This window comes from Pseudomonas sp. ASL9 (genome assembly GCF_056680335.1).
Map to the genome: position 1 here is coordinate 3,117,637 of NZ_CM155277.1, position 16,898 is coordinate 3,134,534.

The window sequence follows — 16,898 nt, forward strand, 5'->3', positions numbered from 1 at the left end:
CTGTTGCGGCGCCTTGGTCGCTGTTCGGGAAGAACAGCACGGACATAACAACAAAAAACCGTAAAAGAGGCTTTATATGCGTAAACCAGAACTCGCAGCCGCCATTGCTGAAAAAGCAGATCTCACCAAAGAACAAGCCAACAAGGTACTCAACGCAGTGCTTGAAGAGATCACCGGCGCACTGCATCGCAAAGACAGCGTCACCCTGGTGGGATTCGGCACTTTCTTGCAGCGTCACCGTGGTGCCCGCACCGGCAAAAACCCGCAAACCGGTGAGCCAGTCAAAATCAAGGCAAGCAACACCGTGGCGTTCAAACCCGGGAAATTTTTGAAAGACAGCGTCAATCCTTAATCTGCTCGACGCCTCGGCGGGAGGCGAACAGCCGTAAAAATGGGCATGCCGACTGGGTTGGATGCCCTTTTTTTTGCATCGAAGAATGTACGGTCTGTGGGTTTAAAATTGTCGAACAATCGGCCTGATGCAGCGAACCTCGCCGATCAAGTAACATTTCGCTACTGTCGCTACGGCTACAAACCGCTACACTGCGCCGCCAGCCGCGTTGACCTGACCGGCTTTCCCGCTGAGGCTGTGTGCATGAAATTTCGTTTTCTTCTGTGGATGCTCGGCCTGCTGATGGCCAAAGCCAGCCGCAATAATCCCGCTTTCCAGAACCAATTGGCCGGTAAAGAGCTGAAGTTCCAGTTGCAGACCTTCGACGGCAAGGTGGCGCGCCATTTCATCGTCAGCGGCCAGCGCCTCACCAGCCATCCCGGCGTGATCGCCGAGCCCGCGTTCTCGATTTCCTTCAAGGATGCCGCGTTCGGTTTCGCCACGATGCAGGCCAAAAACAAGCAATTGGCGTTCATGCAAGGGATTCAGGACAAGGACATCCAGATCACCGGTAATCCGGGCCTGGTGATCTGGTTTCAGGGCTTGACCAGGTTTCTCAAACCGAAGAAGAAAGCGGCCTGATCAGAAACCCCCTGCAGGCAAGCGGCGGATCGTGCTGAAAGCCTGGCGCCGTATAAGGGTTTCCCTAGGACACGTGTTGCTGAAGCCCCTGCAGAAGCGCATCAAACGTAACCTTGCAGCGTGGGCTGTTGCGTAAGTCCTCGTGCATGGTCAGCCATGTTTCCAGCCTGACCCCAAACTGTTGCGCAAGCACGCGGACCAATGCCGGGTCGCGCTTGGCTAGCGCTACTTGGCACACACCAATACCCGCGCCCGCGCGGATCATCGCCAGTTGCGCGAGATCGCTATCGCTTCTCAGTGTGAAATTGTCTCGTTGCCATTCTGGTAGCGCTTGTCTAGCTGCGCGCAAAAACGGTGTTTCCTCGTCGAAACCGATCAGCGCGTGCCGCGAGAGGTCGACCAAGGTGCTGGGCGTGCCACGAGCTTGCAGATAGCGCTCATGTGCATGCAAACCGATCTCGATCTCTCCAACGCGTCGCGCAATGAGCGAGTCTTGCTTAGGCTGTGCCATACGAACTGCAATATCGGCCTCTCGATGAAGCAGGTCTTGCACCCGGTTGGTCAAAACGAGTTCGACTTTCAACGCTGGGTAATTGCTCTGCAGTCGCGCTATGACGGGTGGCAGGACTTCTGCACCGATGACTTCGCTCGCAGTGATGCGCACCGTTCCCTTGACACCGTCCCCAAGACTTTCAGCCGCTCGTTTCAAGGCGGTGGCATGTGTCCTCATCGAATCGGCATAGGGCTTCAGCGCTAACGCTGCTTCGGTAGGCAATAGGCCTCGTTGAGAGCGGGTGAAGAGGGTCACGCCGAGCTGCTTTTCGAGCGCCGCAATGTGCCGGCCTACCGTCGGTTGCGCCACACTCATTGCACGTGCCGCACCGGACAATGATCCTTCTTGCAGCACGCTCAAATAGGAGCGGTAAAGTTCCCAGCTAATGTCGTAGTCCATACATAAATGTATAGCAGCTGCCTCATCTTGAACAATTCTATTCGGGTGTAATCCGGCCCAGACTTTCTCCATTCCAACGCAGCGGAGATTTAACATGGCGGGCAACAACACGGTGCTGGTTCTCGGCGCCACCGGTGGCATTGGTGGCGAAATGGCGCGGCAGCTGTGCGATAGCGGGTGGGATGTGCGCGCACTCCAGCGAGGAGAGCAGCACGCCGCAGAGAAACGGGACGGCATTACCTGGATCGTCGGTGATGCGATGAATCGCAACGATGTCATGGCAGCAGCGCTCGGCTGCTCGGTGATTGTGCATGCAGTGAACCCGCCGGGATATCGCCGCTGGGCCGAGCTTGTGCTGCCTATGCTCGACAACACCCTTGCAGCGGCGAGCGCGCAAGGCGCCACTGTCGTACTGCCCGGCACCGTGTACAACTTTGGTCCGAGCGCCTTTCCAGTGCTCCATGAAGATTCACCGCAGCAACCGAAAACCCGCAAGGGTGCCATTCGTGTGGAGCTGGAGCGTCGCCTGGAGTCTGCAACGACTCAGGGATGCCGGGTGATTATCGTACGGGCTGGCGACTTCTTCGGGTCGAAGTCGGGCAGTAGTTGGTTTTCGCAAGGTTTGGTTAAGCCGGGCCAGCCGGTGGCGACCATAAATCTTCCCAACCTGGCCGGCGTGGGTCATCAATGGTCCTATATTCCCGATGCGGCACGCACGATGGTGCAATTGCTAGAGCGTCGCGACGCCTTGGCGCCGTTTGCGGTATTTCACATGGCTGGCCATTGGGACGCCAACGGAATGCAAATGGCTGAGGCGATCTGCCGCGTCGTAACAGGGCGTGGTGGTAGGCAGCCGAAGCTACGTGCTTTTCCTTGGTGGCTGGTTAAGCTGGCTTCACCTTTTGTGGCGACGTTTCGCGAACTACTTGAGATGCGATACCTGTGGTACACGCCGGTTCGGATGAGCAACGCGCACCTGCAAGCCACACTCGGCCAAGAACCGCACACTCCGCTGGACGAGGCGGTGGAGGCCACGCTGGAGGGCATGGGTTGTCTTCCCTCAATGACCTGAACACCGACCGGCATCACCAGTCTTCCGCCTGGCGGTGGTTGCCGCCGGGGGTTCCGATCAAACAGTTTTTAAATCATTGGTTTTAAATGATTATTTTCTGACGTAGTAGATCAACTGTGGGAGCAGGCTTGCAACTACGCATCCCGCTGCGAAGAGGGCTGTTGTGTAAAGAAAAACGTCATGACTTGCGGAATATTTTAACCTGATCCAACGCCTTCGCAGCGGGATGCGTAGTTGCAGGCTTGCTCCATCAAACAACCTGTAAGTTATTGAAAAATAGAATATAAATTGCAAGTGATTTTCAGCCAAACGCTGACCCTTTGTAGGAGCGCGCTTGCCCGCGATAAGCCGGGGTCGCGCTCGACCCGAAGGGCTTTCCTGCGACATCGGCGTCAACCCATTTGCGACTGCTTCGGTCGGACGCGACCCCGGGCCGATCGCGGGCAAGCGCGCTCCTGCGCCCTCCGGGCAGAATCGAGACCCCGTTTGCTGCGCGACAGCGCGGCGTCGGAGACGGGGCGGGGCCTCCGAGCGAAGATTGCAGCAGGCCCCTTACTACGTCGGGAACTGCGATGCCAGTTCTCGCAGGATCACTTCGGCCTCTAGCACTTTCTTCACGGCCTCTTCGGCTTTTTCGCGCGACAGACCCAGGCGTTCGAATAAGTCATCCGGGATATTCTCTTCCGGGCCTGAACCAATGCCGTTTTTACGCAGCAGGCGCACCGACAGGCAGACCAGGTTCGCGTACTCGCAATGAGCGCCCGCGTAGGACGGATCGTGCTGGAAGCGCAGCGCCGTGGATAGCTCCTCGGGCATATCCCAGTTGCGCATCAACCAGCCACCGATCTGTTCGCGGCTGATGCCCAGTAGATGTTGTTCGACATAGCTGTGGCACAGGTGCGGATTGACCTCCAGATGGCGGCAGATCAGCGAGAAGTGCGGTGGGAAGACGTGGGCCAGCAGCAGGTAACCGAAGTTATGCAGCAGACCGGAGAGGTACGTCAGGCCGGCTTCTGGGCGCTGTGCCCGAGGCATGGCGCGGGTCAGGCCTTCGATCACGGCGGCCGTGTAGATAGACTGCTGCCAGTAAGGTGTGGAGTGTTGCGGGCGATCCTTGGGCAAGCTCAGGGTTTTACCCAGTGCCAGGCCCAAGGCCAGATTGATCACCAGATCAAAGCCAAGCACGCGGACGATGGCGTCTTCCACCGAGCGGATTTTGCTGGGCGATGCGTAGTAGGGCGACGCGGCCCAGCTGACCACTTGTGCCGCCAACGCTGGGTCGGTTTCAACTACGCCGGTGATGTCATCGATGGTCGCGTTGGGGTCGACCCGCAGCTTGATGATTTTTTGCGCGGTCTCGGCCAGCGGTGGAATTTCCAGGGTCGCTTCCAGACGTTGCTGAATGCGACGGGCAGTGAAGGTCTGTATCGCCTGGATGATTTCCTCGCTGTCATCGTCCGGGCGGTCAAGGTTGGGTCGGATCGCATTCAGCGGCTCGCCGAAAATCGCAGCGCTGGCGTTGCTCATCATGCCTTTGAAGGCTTCGCTGGAGATTTCCAGCAACACGCCTGGCTCGCCCGAGCAGACCAGCAGCGTCGGCTCTTGCAGCAAGCGTTCTTCGTACAGGCACGGTGAGCTGGTCAACGCGGGTATGCCGGGCAATATGCTCAGGTGGTGTTTGCCGAGCATGCGCTCAAGGCGTTCCTGAGGGACTCCGGTCAGCTTGCGTCCGGTCAACTCGGCGAGACGATTGAGGTCCAGCAGATGGCTCTGTGGAAACAAGACCATCAGCACGCCGACGGTATCTTCGACCAATATGGCTTGGACTTTCTGTGAGGCAGGCAGGCTCGTGTCATCCTTGACCTCCCGGTAGCTGATGGCTAATTTGCCAAACAGCGCCCGGATGACAGACGAGGTAGGCGGGGTTGCATCGGCGAAGGCAACTTCTGTCATGGTATGTATCCAGGTTGTTACAGTCGAAGGAGTATAACCAGCTTAGTTATGCGGCGTCGTTATGGGCCCATACTCTTTACACCTGCCCATATTGCTGGCCATGGCGCAGCCAGCGTTCCAGCAGTGGGCTTACATGTTGGGGCCAACGTTCGAGCAAGGCTTGCGCGGCGTCACGAACGGCTGGCAACAGGTCTGCGTCACGCATCAGGTCGGCGACCTTGAATTGCAGCAAGCCAGTCTGCCGGGTACCGAGCATTTCACCAGGACCGCGCAGCTCTAAATCTTTTTCAGCGATAACAAAACCATCATTAGTCTCGCGCATGATGCCCAGGCGTTGGCGACCAATCTGCGACAGGGGCGGATGATAGAGCAACACACAATGACTCGCGGCGCTACCCCGACCGACGCGCCCGCGCAACTGGTGCAACTGCGCCAGGCCAAGACGCTCCGGGTTTTCGATAATCATCAGGCTGGCATTGGGCACGTCGACGCCGACCTCAATCACCGTGGTTGCCACCAATAGCTGTAACGCCCCTTGCTTGAACTCGGCCATGACGGCGGCTTTTTCTGCGGGCTTCATGCGTCCGTGGATCAAGCCCACACGCAGTTCGCCGAGGGCACTGGTCAACTCTTCGAATGAAGTCTCGGCGGCCTGACAGGTGAGTTCTTCGGACTCTTCGATCAGGGTGCATACCCAATAGGCCTGACGCCCTTCGGCGCAGGCAGCGCGAACCCGCTCGACCACTTCGACACGGCGACTGTCGACCACCAGCACGGTATTGACCGGTGTTCGGCCCGGTGGGAGTTCGTCGAGGATCGAGGTGTCGAGGTCGGCGTAGGCGCTCATGGCCAGGGTGCGCGGGATCGGCGTTGCCGTCATGATCAGTTGATGCGGACACATCAGGCCGCCGACGCCTTTTTTGCGCAGAGCCAGGCGCTGTTGCACGCCGAAACGATGTTGTTCATCGATGATCACCAGCGCCAGATTCTTGAACTGCACTTCATCCTGAAACAGCGCGTGGGTGCCCACCACCATGGGCGTCCCCCCCGCGATCTGTTCCAGCGAGGCGGCCCGTGCCTTGCCCTTGAGCTTGCCTGCCAGCCACGCGACGTCAGTGCCCAAGGGTTCAAGCCAGCGCTTGAAATTGACGTAGTGCTGTTCAGCCAGAATCTCGGTCGGTGCCATCAGCGCCACCTGATAACCCGCTTCCAGTGCCTGCAAGGCGGCCAGGGCGGCGACCACGGTCTTGCCCGCGCCGACATCGCCCTGAATCAGGCGCAGCATGGGTTCCGGCTGACACAGGTCATAAGCGACTTCATTGCCGACCCGTTGCTGCGCCCCAGTGGGTACAAAACCAAGATTGGCGAGGAACTGCGCTGGCAGCCTTGTCGCCTTCGGCAACGCCGGGGCGCGCTGCGAGCGCAGGCTTTCACGCAGGCGTTGTTGCGACAGTTGATGGGTCAGCAACTCCTCGAACGCCAGGCGATGCTGGGCCCAATGATGGCCCAGGGCGAGTTCTTCGACGTCTGCGTCCGCTGGTGGATGGTGCAAGTAACGAATGGCTTCATCCAGTGGCGCCAGTTGATAGTCGCGCGCCAGCTCTTCAGGGAGCCAGTCGGGAAGGCTTTTTGGACCGAGCAGCGCCAGACTCTGCTGGCACAGCTGGCGCAAGCGCTGCTGAGTCAGGCCTTCGGTGGTCGGATAAATGGGTGTAAGGGTCTGCTCTACCGCGATGTGCTCATCGCCGGTCAGCGAACGGTATTCCGGGTGATAGATTTCCAGTCCAGAGGCGCCGGGCCTGGCTTCACCGTAGCAGCGCAAGTGGGTCCCACGCTTCATCCCGTCTTTTTGCGCGTTGCTGAAGTGATAAAACCGCAGGCTGAGCGTGCCCGTGCCATCGCCCAGGCGCACCAGCAGGCTGCGTCGTTTACCCATGACCACATCGGCACCGCTGACCACCCCTTCAATCACCGCATCCTGCCCGGGACGCAATGCGCCAATGGGCACGACACGGGTGCGGTCCTGATAGCGCAACGGCAAGTGGAACAGGACGTCCTGAAGGTTCTCGAGGCCAACTTTGGCCAGCTTCTCGGCCATGGCCGCGCCGACGCCTTTAAGCGCCGTAACGGAGACGTGGGACAGCTCACTCATGTCGCGACTTGGCTCGCTTCCGCTTTAGGCCGGGCCACCGAGCACAGGCGCACGGAGTCGGCGAGGATTTCGATTGCTTTTGGCCGTGGGAAGCTCGCACGCCAGGCAATGGCGACGGTGCGAAACGGCACGGGCGGGGTCAGCGGACGCACTTCGATCACGCCGGGTGCGTAGTGATGACTGTCGACTGCCGACATCGGCAGGATCGAGATGCCCAGCCCTGAGGCAACCATGTGCCGAATGGTTTCCAGTGAACTGGATTCGACCGTGGTGTGCCTTGCACCTTCGCTGCCTTTGGCCAGTGTCGGGCACGCTTCGAGCACCTGATCCCGGAAGCAATGTCCTTCGCCGAGCAGCAACAGGCTCTTGTCGTTCAGTGCTGCGGCATCGATGGACTTTTTCTGGGTCCATGGATGGTCCGCTGGCATCAGTACGTAAAACGGTTCGTCGTACAGTGGCAGGGTCAGTACGTCGGCTTCATTGAACGGCAGCGCAATGATAATCGCGTCCAACTCACCGTTGCGCAGTTTGTCGCGCAGGATATGGGTGAAGTTTTCTTCGATGTACAACGGCATTTGCGGGGCGACCCGATGCAGTTGCGGGATCAGGTGCGGGAACAGGTACGGGCCGACGGTGTAGATCGCGCCGACCTTGAGCGGCGCGGTCAGCTGGTTTTTGCCAGCTTGAGCCAGTTCACGGATGCCTTGAGCCTGTTCGAGTACTTTTTGCGCTTGAGCGACAATACCTTCGCCAACGGGCGTCAGGCGTACGGCACTCTTGCTGCGCTCGAAAATCAGCACGCCGAGTTCATCTTCAAGCTTTTTCACGCCCACCGAGAGCGTCGGCTGGCTGACATGACAGCGCTCGGCGGCGTGGCCGAAGTGCTGCTCTTGGGCGAGCGTAACGATATAGCGCAATTCTGTAAGGGTCATAACGTGCGTCCATTAAGCTGCAGACCCAGCATAGCGGCTGCAATCGATAGACGCACGTTATCAGCTGTACCCTTGCCAATCAAAAGTATGATTTCAGCGTTTTGTCAGCGAATAATCGAAAGGTGCGAGTATTTCCACTGTGCCGTTAGTCAGTGCTTCGGCTGGCGGTTTGGGCAACGGCTGTGCCCGGCGGATCATTTCAAGGGTCGCCCGATCCAGTGCGGCATTGCCGGAGGTGCCCTCAAGCGAGAATGACCGCACGTTGCCATTGGCCTCGACGACAAAGCGCAAGCGGACGGTGCCTTGTGCACCACGTCGACGAGCATCTTCGGGGTATCGCTTGTACTTGGCCAGATGCTGCTGCAATTCGCTTTTCCAGTTGGGTACGGCGTTGCTGATCGACGGCATACTCGCTGGCTGCGGCGTTGGAGCAGGCTTCGCCGCTTGCTCAGTCGAGGGTGGCGTATCTACAGGTTTTTCCTCGACAGGCTTTTCCTTCGGTGGCTCCGGTTTTTTCTGTGGTTTGGGCGACTGTGGCTTGGCTTTGGGTTTGATCACTGGCTTGGGAATAGCGATTTCCGGCGTCGGCGCTTCAGCCAGTTTCGGCAACGGCAATTCTTCCACCGGCGTCGGTGGTTGCGGCGGCGGTACGACCTCGGGCGGCGGTGGCGGTGCGGACTCTGGCAATGGCGCCAGTTCGACCATCATCGCACTGGGAGGTAGCTCGATTGCTTCGGGCGCCGACCAGCGCAGCGCGACGATAATCGCGATAGCGTGAACGGCAAGCACCAACAACAGACTACCGCTATAGCGCGTCAGTTTTTGGCGCGGGGTTATCATTTCTTACCAACCGTCTCGAGACCCACAAGGCCAACTTTCAGGTAGCCAGCGCCGCGCAAGGCGTTCATCACTTCCATCAGGTCGCCATAGTCCACGCCCTTGTCGGCCTGGAAGAAAATCGTGGTGTCTTTTTTGCCCTTGGTCTTGGCGTCGAGCACTTGCCCGAGCTGTTCGCGGCTCACCTTGTCATCACCCAGGAACAGGCTCTGATCAGCCTTGACGCTGAGGAACAGCGGCTTTTCGGGCCGCGCAACAGGCTTGGCGGTGGAGGCGGGCAGGTCGACCTTGATATCGACCGTTGCCAGCGGGGCTGCCACCATGAAGATGATCAGCAATACCAACATGACGTCGATAAACGGCGTGACGTTGATTTCGTGGTTCTCGACGAGATCATCGCCGCTGTTTTCGTTCAGATGCAGGCCCATGGTTTACCCCACTTTAACCACGTGCGGCTGCGGGCTGCGCTCGGCCGGCAGATGATCGAGGTCACGGCTGACCAGCAGCAGGACGTGTGCCGACGCATCGGATACCTGTGCTTTGTAACCCGCGATGGAGCGGGCGAAAACGTTGTAGATCACGACGGCCGGAATCGCTGCAACCAACCCCAGTGCGGTAGCCAGCAGGGCTTCGGCGATGCCGGGGGCCACAACGGCCAGGTTGGTGGTCTGGGTTTTGGCGATGCCGATGAAGCTGTTCATGATCCCCCATACGGTGCCGAACAGGCCGACGAAGGGCGCGGTGGAGCCGATGGTCGCGAGCACGCCAGTGCCATTGCTCATGTTGCGGCCACAGGCTGCAACCAGACGCTCCAGGCGGAAGCTGACCCGCTCCTTGATGCCCTCGCGTTCACGGCTGTTGGCCGACAGACGCATCTCTTCGAGGGCGTCATGCACCAACAGGTGGGTCAGCGTGCCTTCTGTGCTGGCACTGTCGCTGGCTTCCTTGAGGGTGCGGGCCTTTTTCAGGTTGACGATTTCACCGCGTAGACGACGTTTGGCGCCCACGAGTTCAAAGCCTTTGGCGATCCAGATTGTCCAGGTGATGACCGAGGCGATAGCCAGACCGATCAGGACAATTTTCACGATGATGTCGGCGTGCTGGTACATGCCCCATGGCGACAGGTCGTTGGCCATGCCGAGGCTGTTGTCGACGGCTGCTGCTGCAACTTCACCTTGCTCGACAGGCACTGCGTCGGCGATGGGGATAGCAACAGGGGCGGCAGTACCGTTGGCGGCTACGGCAGCGGCAGCATGGGCCGCAGGCGGAGTAACCGGCTCATTGGCGAAAGCGCCGGGGGCCAGCATCAAGCTGAACATCAGGGCAGTAATGCCGCGCCATGCACGCGGCAGGCTGGCAAGCTTGGTTGGCGAAGCGGGGGACTGAATGCGTGTCATGCTGGCCTGACCTGAGAGGAAAAAGGGCTTCGTTCTGCTACTTGGCACCCGGCGTGTGAGCAGGGAAGGAGAACAAACGGGCCCGCATTATTGCAAATAATTCTCGTTAACAACAAGTGACGCTGCATCTTTTCCCTGTCAGCCACACGTTTCTGATTAAATTCAGACGTCATTTTCGACCTTTTACGGCGCTGTTATCGCACGTTTATTGTGGAGTTCCAAGATGTCTGCCCCTTCTGTTCTGATTGCTGGTTGTGGTGATGTTGGAAGCCGTCTTGCCAGCCAACTACTTATTCAGGGATGGACTGTGTCCGGTTTGCGCCGGTCTGTTGCGCGCTTGCCTGCCGGGGTGCGAGGCATTGCAGGAGACCTGTTCGATGCCAACTGCCCACGCGATTGGCCGACTTCGCCTATCGAGTATCTGGTCTACAGCGCTGCGGCGACCGATCATGACGAAGCCGGTTACCGGGCCGCGTATGTAGATGGCCTGCGCAATGTATTGAGCTGGCTCAAGGAGCACGGGCAGACGCCCAAACACCTATTGTTTGTGTCCAGCAGCAGTGTGTACGGGCAACAGCAGGGAGAGTGGGTCGATGAGTCATCGGCGACCCAGGCGACAGGTTATTCCAGTCGGCTGATGCTCGAGGCCGAGCAAGTGGCCTTGCGCAGTGGCATCCCCGCCAGTGTGGTGCGCTTGACCGGTATCTATGGACCGGGCCGCGAATGGCTGCTGACGCAAGTTCGCCAGGGTTATCGCGTAGTGGTCGAGCCGCCTTTATATGGCAATCGCATTCATGCCGATGATGCCGCAGGGTTATTGGCCCACTTGCTACAGGCGAATGCCCGTGGTGCCGAACTGGATGATTGCTATATCGGCGTCGATGATGCGCCCGCGCCATTGGCCGAGGTGGTTGCGTGGCTGCGTGAGTACCTGGGTGTTACCCAGTGGTCTGCAGAGGCCAGCGTGCGTCGCGCCGGCAGCAAGCGTTGCAGCAATGCCCGGGCCCGGGCCTTGGGTTGGGTGCCGCGCTATGTCAGCTATCGTGAGGGGTATGCAGCGATACTTGAGGGGCAGAAATAAGAGTTTAAATAGGCGGCCTTCGCGAATAAATTCGCTCCCACACAGCCTGCATAGGGGTGTGGGAACGAAGGGTATAGCGCGTTAGTTTCAGTCCCGCTCAAGCAACCAGCGACGTGCGCCGGGGCGCAGGTCCGGCATTTCGTCGGACTTGGCCTGGTTGACGGCCTTGAGTATTTCCATCTGCTTGTCCTTGCGGACGAAGATCCAGGCATTGCCTTGCTGGGCTTTTTCCAGCCATAGGCTGTCGTTTTCACCGCTCATGGCTGCACAATCACCGGCTAGGCAAAGCGCGTAACGATCATTGCCTGGCAAGCCGATAACGCTGCCATCAGGCTGGAACTGGACGACGCCACCTGCACCCTCACCGTCGACAATTTTCCATTTGCCGCCCATATAGGCGCTATACAGGGCTTTCTCGAAACTGCTGCCCGGTGGAGCATCGGCAGGGCTGGGCTCTTTGGGCTGCACGAAACGTTGTTCTGGGCCTGACTCGCTGGCAGCTTGAACCAGTTCGTCGTCCTTGAGGGTCAGGTCCTCAAAGAAATTACCGTAAAAATCGACATGAAATTTACCGTCAGCGGCGCTGACGATTTTGCCCTCACTCAGCTCGAAGCCGTTGGAGAAGGCAGCCTGATTGGCTTTGGTGTCAACGTGCCATTCCAGGTTAGGCCCGTTAGCGAGCAGCGCCTGGCGCAGATTTCCACCCTTGGAGGCAGCGTCGATAGCGGTTTGATTGATCCAGATGCCGTCAGGGTTACGGTCGGCGTGGCTGGCACAGCCGCTCAAAAGTGTGGCGAGCAGCGAGAGGGCAAGCGCGAAGCGCATAGCGGAGTCCTTCCTTTGCAGAGGCGGAACGGCTAGCGCTCCGCCGAGAGATTTATTCAATAACGAGGATGGCGTCCATTTCGACCTGCGAGCCTTTTGGCAGCGCGGCAACGCCGATGGCAGCGCGGGCCGGGTAAGGCTGGTCGAAGTATTTGCCCATGATCTCGTTGACCTTGGCGAAGTGGCTCAGGTCGGTCAGGAAGATGTTCAGTTTGACGATGTCCTTGAACGATCCGCCCGCTGCTTCAGCAACGGCCTTCAGGTTTTCGAACACCTGAACGGTTTGGGCTTCGAAGCCTTCGACCAGTTCCATGGTTTTCGGGTCCAGCGGGATCTGCCCGGACATATAGACGGTATTGCCAGCTTTGATCGCCTGAGAGTAAGTGCCGATGGCTGCAGGTGCTTTGTCGCTGGTGATAACGGTCTTGGTCATGAAGAACTCCTGATGAAGTGGGTGGCTACGCGCGCATTCGGGTGATGCGGATGACCCCGGTCAGGGTGCGCAGTTTTCTGATCACGCGGGCCAGATGCACACGGTCGTGCACGCTGACCACCAGTTGGACCACGCTGATGCGACCATCGCGCTCATCCATGCTGATTTTTTCGATATTGCCGTCGGCGGCATTCACACTGCTGGCCAGCAGGGCAATCAGGCCGCGCTGATGTTCCAGCTCGACTCGCAACTCGACGTTGAATTCGCCGGTAACATCCTTGGCCCAGGACAGCTGGATGCATTTTTCCGGATTGTGGCGGATTTCACTGATATTGCGGCAGTTGTCCAGGTGCACAACCATGCCCTTGCCCGCAGACAAATGGCCGACAATCGGATCGCCCGGGATCGGCGTGCAACACTTGGCGTAGCTGAGCACCAGGCCTTCGGTGCCGCGAATCGCCAGCGGGCCTTCGGAGCTTGGCAGCTGCTCGGCGTCGCTGGTCAGCAAACGACGGGCAACGACGTAGGCCATGCGATTGCCCAAGCCAATGTCTTCGAGCAGGTCTTCGATGACCTCTACGCGGTACTCGTCCAGAATCATTTGCACGCGTTCGTCTGGAATTTTCTCCAGGGTGGTATCGAACCCGTTGAGTACCTTGTTCAGCAGGCGTTCGCCCAGGCTGATGGATTCAGAGCGGCGTTGTAGCTTGAGGGCATGGCGGATATGGGTCCGGGCTTTGCCGGTGACCACGAAATTCAGCCACGCCGGGTTCGGACGTGCGCCGGGTGCGCTGACGATCTCGACCGTCGAGCCACTTTGCAACGGCTCGGAGAGCGGTGCCAGGCGACGATTGATCCGACAGGCGATGCAGCTGTTGCCGACATCGGTGTGCACCGCATAAGCGAAATCGACAGCCGTGGAGCCTTTGGGTAGCTCCATGATCCGGCCTTTGGGCGTGAACACGTAGACCTCGTCCGGGAACAGGTCGATTTTCACGCTTTCGATGAACTCCAGCGAGTTGCCGGCGCGCTGCTGCATTTCCAGCACGCCTTTGACCCACTGGCGAGCGCGGGCATGCGTGCCTTTTTGCTGCTCATCGCCGCTGGATTTATACAGCCAGTGCGCAGCGATCCCGTTGTTCGCCATCTCTTCCATTTCGCGGGTGCGAATTTGGATTTCGATGGGTACACCATGCATGCCGAACAGCGTCGTATGCAGCGACTGGTAGCCGTTGGCCTTGGGAATCGCGATGTAATCCTTGAAGCGACCGGGTAGGGGTTTGTACAAATTATGCACAGCGCCCAGCACGCGGTAGCAAGTATCAACCTTGTCGACGATGACGCGGAACGCGTAAACGTCCATGATTTCGTTGAAGGCCCGGCGTTTGCCGCGCATCTTCTTGTAGATGCCGTACAGGTGTTTCTGCCGACCGCTGACTTCGCCTTCGATACCATCCACGGCCAGACAATGGCTCAGGGACTCTTCGATCTTGTTGACCAGCTCTTTGCGATTGCCCCGTGCGCGTTTGACCGCTTGGCCAATGCGTGAGGAGCGCATCGGGTACATGGCTTTGAACCCGAGGTCTTCGAACTCGATGCGAATGCTGTGCATGCCCAGGCGATTGGCGATGGGCGCATAGATTTCCAGGGTTTCCTTGGCGATCCGCCGACGTTTTTCCCCGGACAGGACTTCCAGCGTGCGCATGTTGTGCAGCCGGTCAGCCAGCTTGACCAGGATCACGCGAATATCGCGGGCCATGGCCATGGCCATCTTCTGGAAGTTTTCAGCTTGCGCCTCGGCCTTGGTCTCGAAGTTCATCTGAGTCAGCTTGCTGACTCCATCGACCAGTTCGGCCACGGTTTCGCCGAACTGCGCACAGAGTGCTTCCTTGGCGATTCCGGTGTCTTCGATCACGTCATGCAGCATGGCCGCCATCAGGCTTTGATGGTCCATGTGCATGCTGGCAAGAATGTTCGCGACCGCTAGAGGGTGCGTGACGTAGGCTTCACCGCTGCGACGGCGTTGGCCGTCGTGGGCTTGTTCGGCATAGAAATACGCTCGGCGGACCAGATTGACCTGGTCTTTACCGAGGTAGGTCGACAGACGATCGGCGAGGGCGTCTATGCTCGGCAAGGCGTTACCCCCTGCCGATGGCTTTTGCCCTGTGCCGTACTACGTCGACCAGGCATAGGCTTAGCCGGCCTCGTGGGACTCGTCGTCGAAGTTTGCGAACAACGGCTCATCTTCAACAATCTCAGCCTCTGCAATAACAGCGTAACTCATCAGGCCTGCTGCGATTTCACGCAGTGCCATAACGGTAGGCTTGTCGTTTTCCCACGGCAGTTTTGGCTCTTTACCGCCGGTAGCCAATTGACGGGCACGCTTGGTAGAGAGCATGACCAGCTCAAAGCGATTAACGACGTGGTCTAGGCAGTCTTCAACGGTCACGCGGGCCATGGGTATTCCTCGTAGCAAATGCAGTATGCGCGGTGCCCGGATGGGCGAGCGGACTGAACAGTTTAAAAAATCACCAGCGTTTAGGGAAGCGCTGATTTCTCAAGGGCACCCCAATACGCCGCTTATGCACGCTTAAAGTGTCCGAAAAGTGCTTTTCAGGCCAGCAGTCGGCGGAGCAAATCGCTGAAACGCTGCTGTTGCGGTTTCTGCTTCAACTGGTTGGCACGGAAGATGGCTTTGAGGTCTTCCAGGGCCGTGGCGAAGTCATCGTTGATCACAATGAAGTCATATTCCACGTAATGGCTCATCTCGTTGACCGCTTCACGCATGCGCCCTTCGATGATCTCATCGCTGTCCTGGCCACGGTTGGTCAGGCGCTGACGCAACGCCTGCTGGGTGGGCGGCAGGATGAAAATCGAGCGCGCATCGGGCAGCAATTTGCGCACTTGTTCGGCGCCTTGCCAGTCGATTTCCAGGATCAGGTCATGGCCTTCATCAAGGGTTTGTTGCAGGCGGCTCTGCGAGGTGCCGTACAGATTGCCGAAGACTTCTGCCTGTTCAAGAAAATCGCCGTGCTCGACCATCCGCACAAACTGGGCGCGGTCGACGAAGTGATAGTTCACCCCGTCGATTTCACCGGGACGCATGGCCCGCGTGGTGTGCGAGACCGAGACGCGGATCAGCGGCTGGGCGTCGATCAGGGCTTTGACCAGGCTGGTTTTGCCCGCGCCAGAGGGTGCAGAAACGATATACAGGGTGCCGGTGCTGTGGGTCATGTCGGGGTAGCCTTACTCAATATTCTGCACTTGTTCACGCATCTGCTCGATCAACACCTTGAGGTTGACCGCTGCCTGAGTGCTGCGCGGGTCGAAAGCTTTGGAGCCCAATGTATTGGCTTCGCGGTTGAGTTCCTGCATCAGGAAGTCCAGGCGCCGCCCGGCTTGCCCACCGCTCTTGAGGACGCGTTTCACTTCGGTGACGTGGGTGCTGAGGCGGTCCAGTTCTTCGGCGACGTCGCTTTTCTGCGCGAGCAGGACCATTTCCTGTTCCAGACGCTGAGGATCAAGCTCAGCCTTCATGTCGGCAAAGCGATCCATTACCTTTTGGCGCTGGTTCGCGAGCATCTGCGGCACCAACGTTCGCAGGGTCGCGACTTCTTCGTTTATCGAGGTCAACCGTTCGTCGAGAAGTTTGGCCAGATCGGCGCCTTCACGGCCACGACCGGCTTTGAGCTCGCTCAATGCTTCATTGAACAGGGCCAGTGCGTCGTTATTGAGTGCCTGCGGATCGCTGGCGTCGGCCACCAGCACGCCCGGCCACGCGAGTACTTCCAGCGGATTCAGAGGGGCAGGCTGTTTGATCAGGCTGGCGACGGTCTCCGCAGCAGCGACCAATTGCGCCGCGCGTTCACGATCAACCTGCAGCGGTTTGCCGGCGGTCTCCTCGACGAAGCGCAAGGTGCATTCCACCTTGCCGCGTGACAACCCTTGACGCAGAGCTTCGCGGACTGCGCTTTCCAGGTCGCGAAAGGACTCTGGCAAGCGCAGATGGGGCTCGAGATAACGATGATTGACCGAGCGCAGTTCCCAACTCAGGGTGCCTTGGGTGCCGGCCCGTTCGACTCGGGCGAAGGCAGTCATGCTGTGCACCATGGGAAATACCTCGTAGGTTCAGGAGTGAGGAGGCTGTCGTGGGCGTTGAACTGCCCCTATAAATGTTATCAATAGCCGACAGGCTGCGAAGGCGCAGGATTGTAGCGCAGTGCAGTGGATGCTCCCAAACTGGCGATGCGACTAGGTGCTGCCGAACGTCGGTCCTGCGACCGTTGGTGGG

17 protein-coding genes are annotated in these 16,898 nt (G+C 58.9%); 4 read left to right on the forward strand and 13 right to left on the reverse strand.

Annotation, left to right across the window (positions count from 1 at the left end; translation table 11 throughout):
* The first annotated feature begins 76 nt into the window (after positions 1-76).
* Entirely contained in the window at positions 77-352 is a 276-nt protein-coding gene (locus AC1ME2_RS14290) for an HU family DNA-binding protein (protein ID WP_219063073.1), read from the forward strand.
* Between the two features lie 243 nt (positions 353-595).
* Positions 596-973 carry a helicase gene (locus AC1ME2_RS14295; RefSeq protein ID WP_480434749.1) on the forward strand — a complete coding sequence of 126 codons (378 nt, stop codon included), beginning with the start codon at positions 596-598 and terminating at the stop codon, positions 971-973.
* 64 nt (positions 974-1,037) lie between these two features.
* Here the strand turns inward: AC1ME2_RS14295 and AC1ME2_RS14300 are convergent, their stop codons facing one another.
* Positions 1,038-1,925: a LysR family transcriptional regulator gene (locus tag AC1ME2_RS14300; RefSeq protein ID WP_480434750.1), complete on the reverse strand. Its 888-nt coding sequence runs from the start codon at positions 1,923-1,925 to the stop codon at positions 1,038-1,040.
* A 94-nt stretch (positions 1,926-2,019) separates the two neighbouring features.
* Here AC1ME2_RS14300 and AC1ME2_RS14305 point away from each other — a divergent pair, with 94 nt between their 5' ends.
* Positions 2,020-2,997 carry an SDR family oxidoreductase gene (locus AC1ME2_RS14305; RefSeq protein ID WP_480434751.1) on the forward strand — a complete coding sequence of 326 codons (978 nt, stop codon included), beginning with the start codon at positions 2,020-2,022 and terminating at the stop codon, positions 2,995-2,997.
* A 555-nt stretch (positions 2,998-3,552) separates the two neighbouring features.
* On the opposite strand, the gene AC1ME2_RS14310 is transcribed toward AC1ME2_RS14305, so the two are convergent.
* The 6 genes from AC1ME2_RS14310 to exbB all read right to left on the reverse strand — a co-directional run bounded on the left by AC1ME2_RS14310 (position 3,553) and on the right by exbB (position 10,268).
* The gene (locus AC1ME2_RS14310) at positions 3,553-4,950 is read right to left on the reverse strand and encodes an aminoacyl-tRNA deacylase and HDOD domain-containing protein (protein ID WP_480434752.1); all 1,398 of its coding nucleotides are present in this window, start codon (positions 4,948-4,950) and stop codon (positions 3,553-3,555) included.
* A gap of 76 nt (positions 4,951-5,026) precedes the next feature.
* Entirely contained in the window at positions 5,027-7,102 is a 2,076-nt protein-coding gene (gene recG, locus AC1ME2_RS14315; RefSeq protein WP_480434753.1) for an ATP-dependent DNA helicase RecG, read from the reverse strand.
* Positions 7,099-8,034 carry a hydrogen peroxide-inducible genes activator gene (locus AC1ME2_RS14320; RefSeq protein WP_480434754.1) on the reverse strand — a complete coding sequence of 312 codons (936 nt, stop codon included), beginning with the start codon at positions 8,032-8,034 and terminating at the stop codon, positions 7,099-7,101. Before AC1ME2_RS14320 ends, recG begins: the two co-directional genes overlap by 4 nt.
* Positions 8,035-8,127: 93 nt before the next feature.
* Positions 8,128-8,874 carry a TonB family protein gene (locus AC1ME2_RS14325; RefSeq protein ID WP_480434755.1) on the reverse strand — a complete coding sequence of 249 codons (747 nt, stop codon included), beginning with the start codon at positions 8,872-8,874 and terminating at the stop codon, positions 8,128-8,130.
* The gene (gene exbD / locus AC1ME2_RS14330; RefSeq protein ID WP_480434756.1) at positions 8,871-9,299 is read right to left on the reverse strand and encodes a TonB system transport protein ExbD; all 429 of its coding nucleotides are present in this window, start codon (positions 9,297-9,299) and stop codon (positions 8,871-8,873) included. Before exbD ends, AC1ME2_RS14325 begins: the two co-directional genes overlap by 4 nt.
* Positions 9,300-9,302: 3 nt before the next feature.
* Positions 9,303-10,268, reverse strand: coding sequence for a tonB-system energizer ExbB (exbB, locus tag AC1ME2_RS14335; protein WP_480434757.1), 966 nt, complete (start codon positions 10,266-10,268; stop codon positions 9,303-9,305).
* 223 nt (positions 10,269-10,491) lie between these two features.
* Here exbB and AC1ME2_RS14340 point away from each other — a divergent pair, with 223 nt between their 5' ends.
* Positions 10,492-11,349, forward strand: a complete 858-nt coding sequence (locus AC1ME2_RS14340; protein ID WP_480434758.1) for an SDR family oxidoreductase — start codon at positions 10,492-10,494, stop codon at positions 11,347-11,349.
* Between the two features lie 87 nt (positions 11,350-11,436).
* Here the strand turns inward: AC1ME2_RS14340 and AC1ME2_RS14345 are convergent, their stop codons facing one another.
* From AC1ME2_RS14345 to AC1ME2_RS14370, 6 genes are all read right to left on the reverse strand, one after another.
* Complete coding sequence (locus tag AC1ME2_RS14345; protein WP_480434759.1) at positions 11,437-12,174, reverse strand: hypothetical protein; 738 nt, start codon at positions 12,172-12,174, stop codon at positions 11,437-11,439.
* Positions 12,175-12,226: 52 nt separating this feature from the next.
* Positions 12,227-12,607: a RidA family protein gene (locus tag AC1ME2_RS14350; RefSeq protein ID WP_003229509.1), complete on the reverse strand. Its 381-nt coding sequence runs from the start codon at positions 12,605-12,607 to the stop codon at positions 12,227-12,229.
* A gap of 25 nt (positions 12,608-12,632) precedes the next feature.
* A complete protein-coding gene (gene spoT, locus AC1ME2_RS14355) occupies positions 12,633-14,741 on the reverse strand; it encodes a bifunctional GTP diphosphokinase/guanosine-3',5'-bis pyrophosphate 3'-pyrophosphohydrolase (protein WP_480434760.1) in 2,109 nt (702 codons plus the stop codon).
* 60 nt (positions 14,742-14,801) lie between these two features.
* A complete protein-coding gene (rpoZ, locus tag AC1ME2_RS14360) occupies positions 14,802-15,065 on the reverse strand; it encodes a DNA-directed RNA polymerase subunit omega (protein ID WP_480434761.1) in 264 nt (87 codons plus the stop codon).
* 155 nt (positions 15,066-15,220) lie between these two features.
* Complete coding sequence (gene gmk / locus AC1ME2_RS14365) at positions 15,221-15,841, reverse strand: guanylate kinase (RefSeq protein ID WP_480434762.1); 621 nt, start codon at positions 15,839-15,841, stop codon at positions 15,221-15,223.
* Positions 15,842-15,853: 12 nt separating this feature from the next.
* Complete coding sequence (locus AC1ME2_RS14370) at positions 15,854-16,717, reverse strand: YicC/YloC family endoribonuclease (protein WP_480434763.1); 864 nt, start codon at positions 16,715-16,717, stop codon at positions 15,854-15,856.
* Positions 16,718-16,898 lie beyond the last annotated feature (181 nt).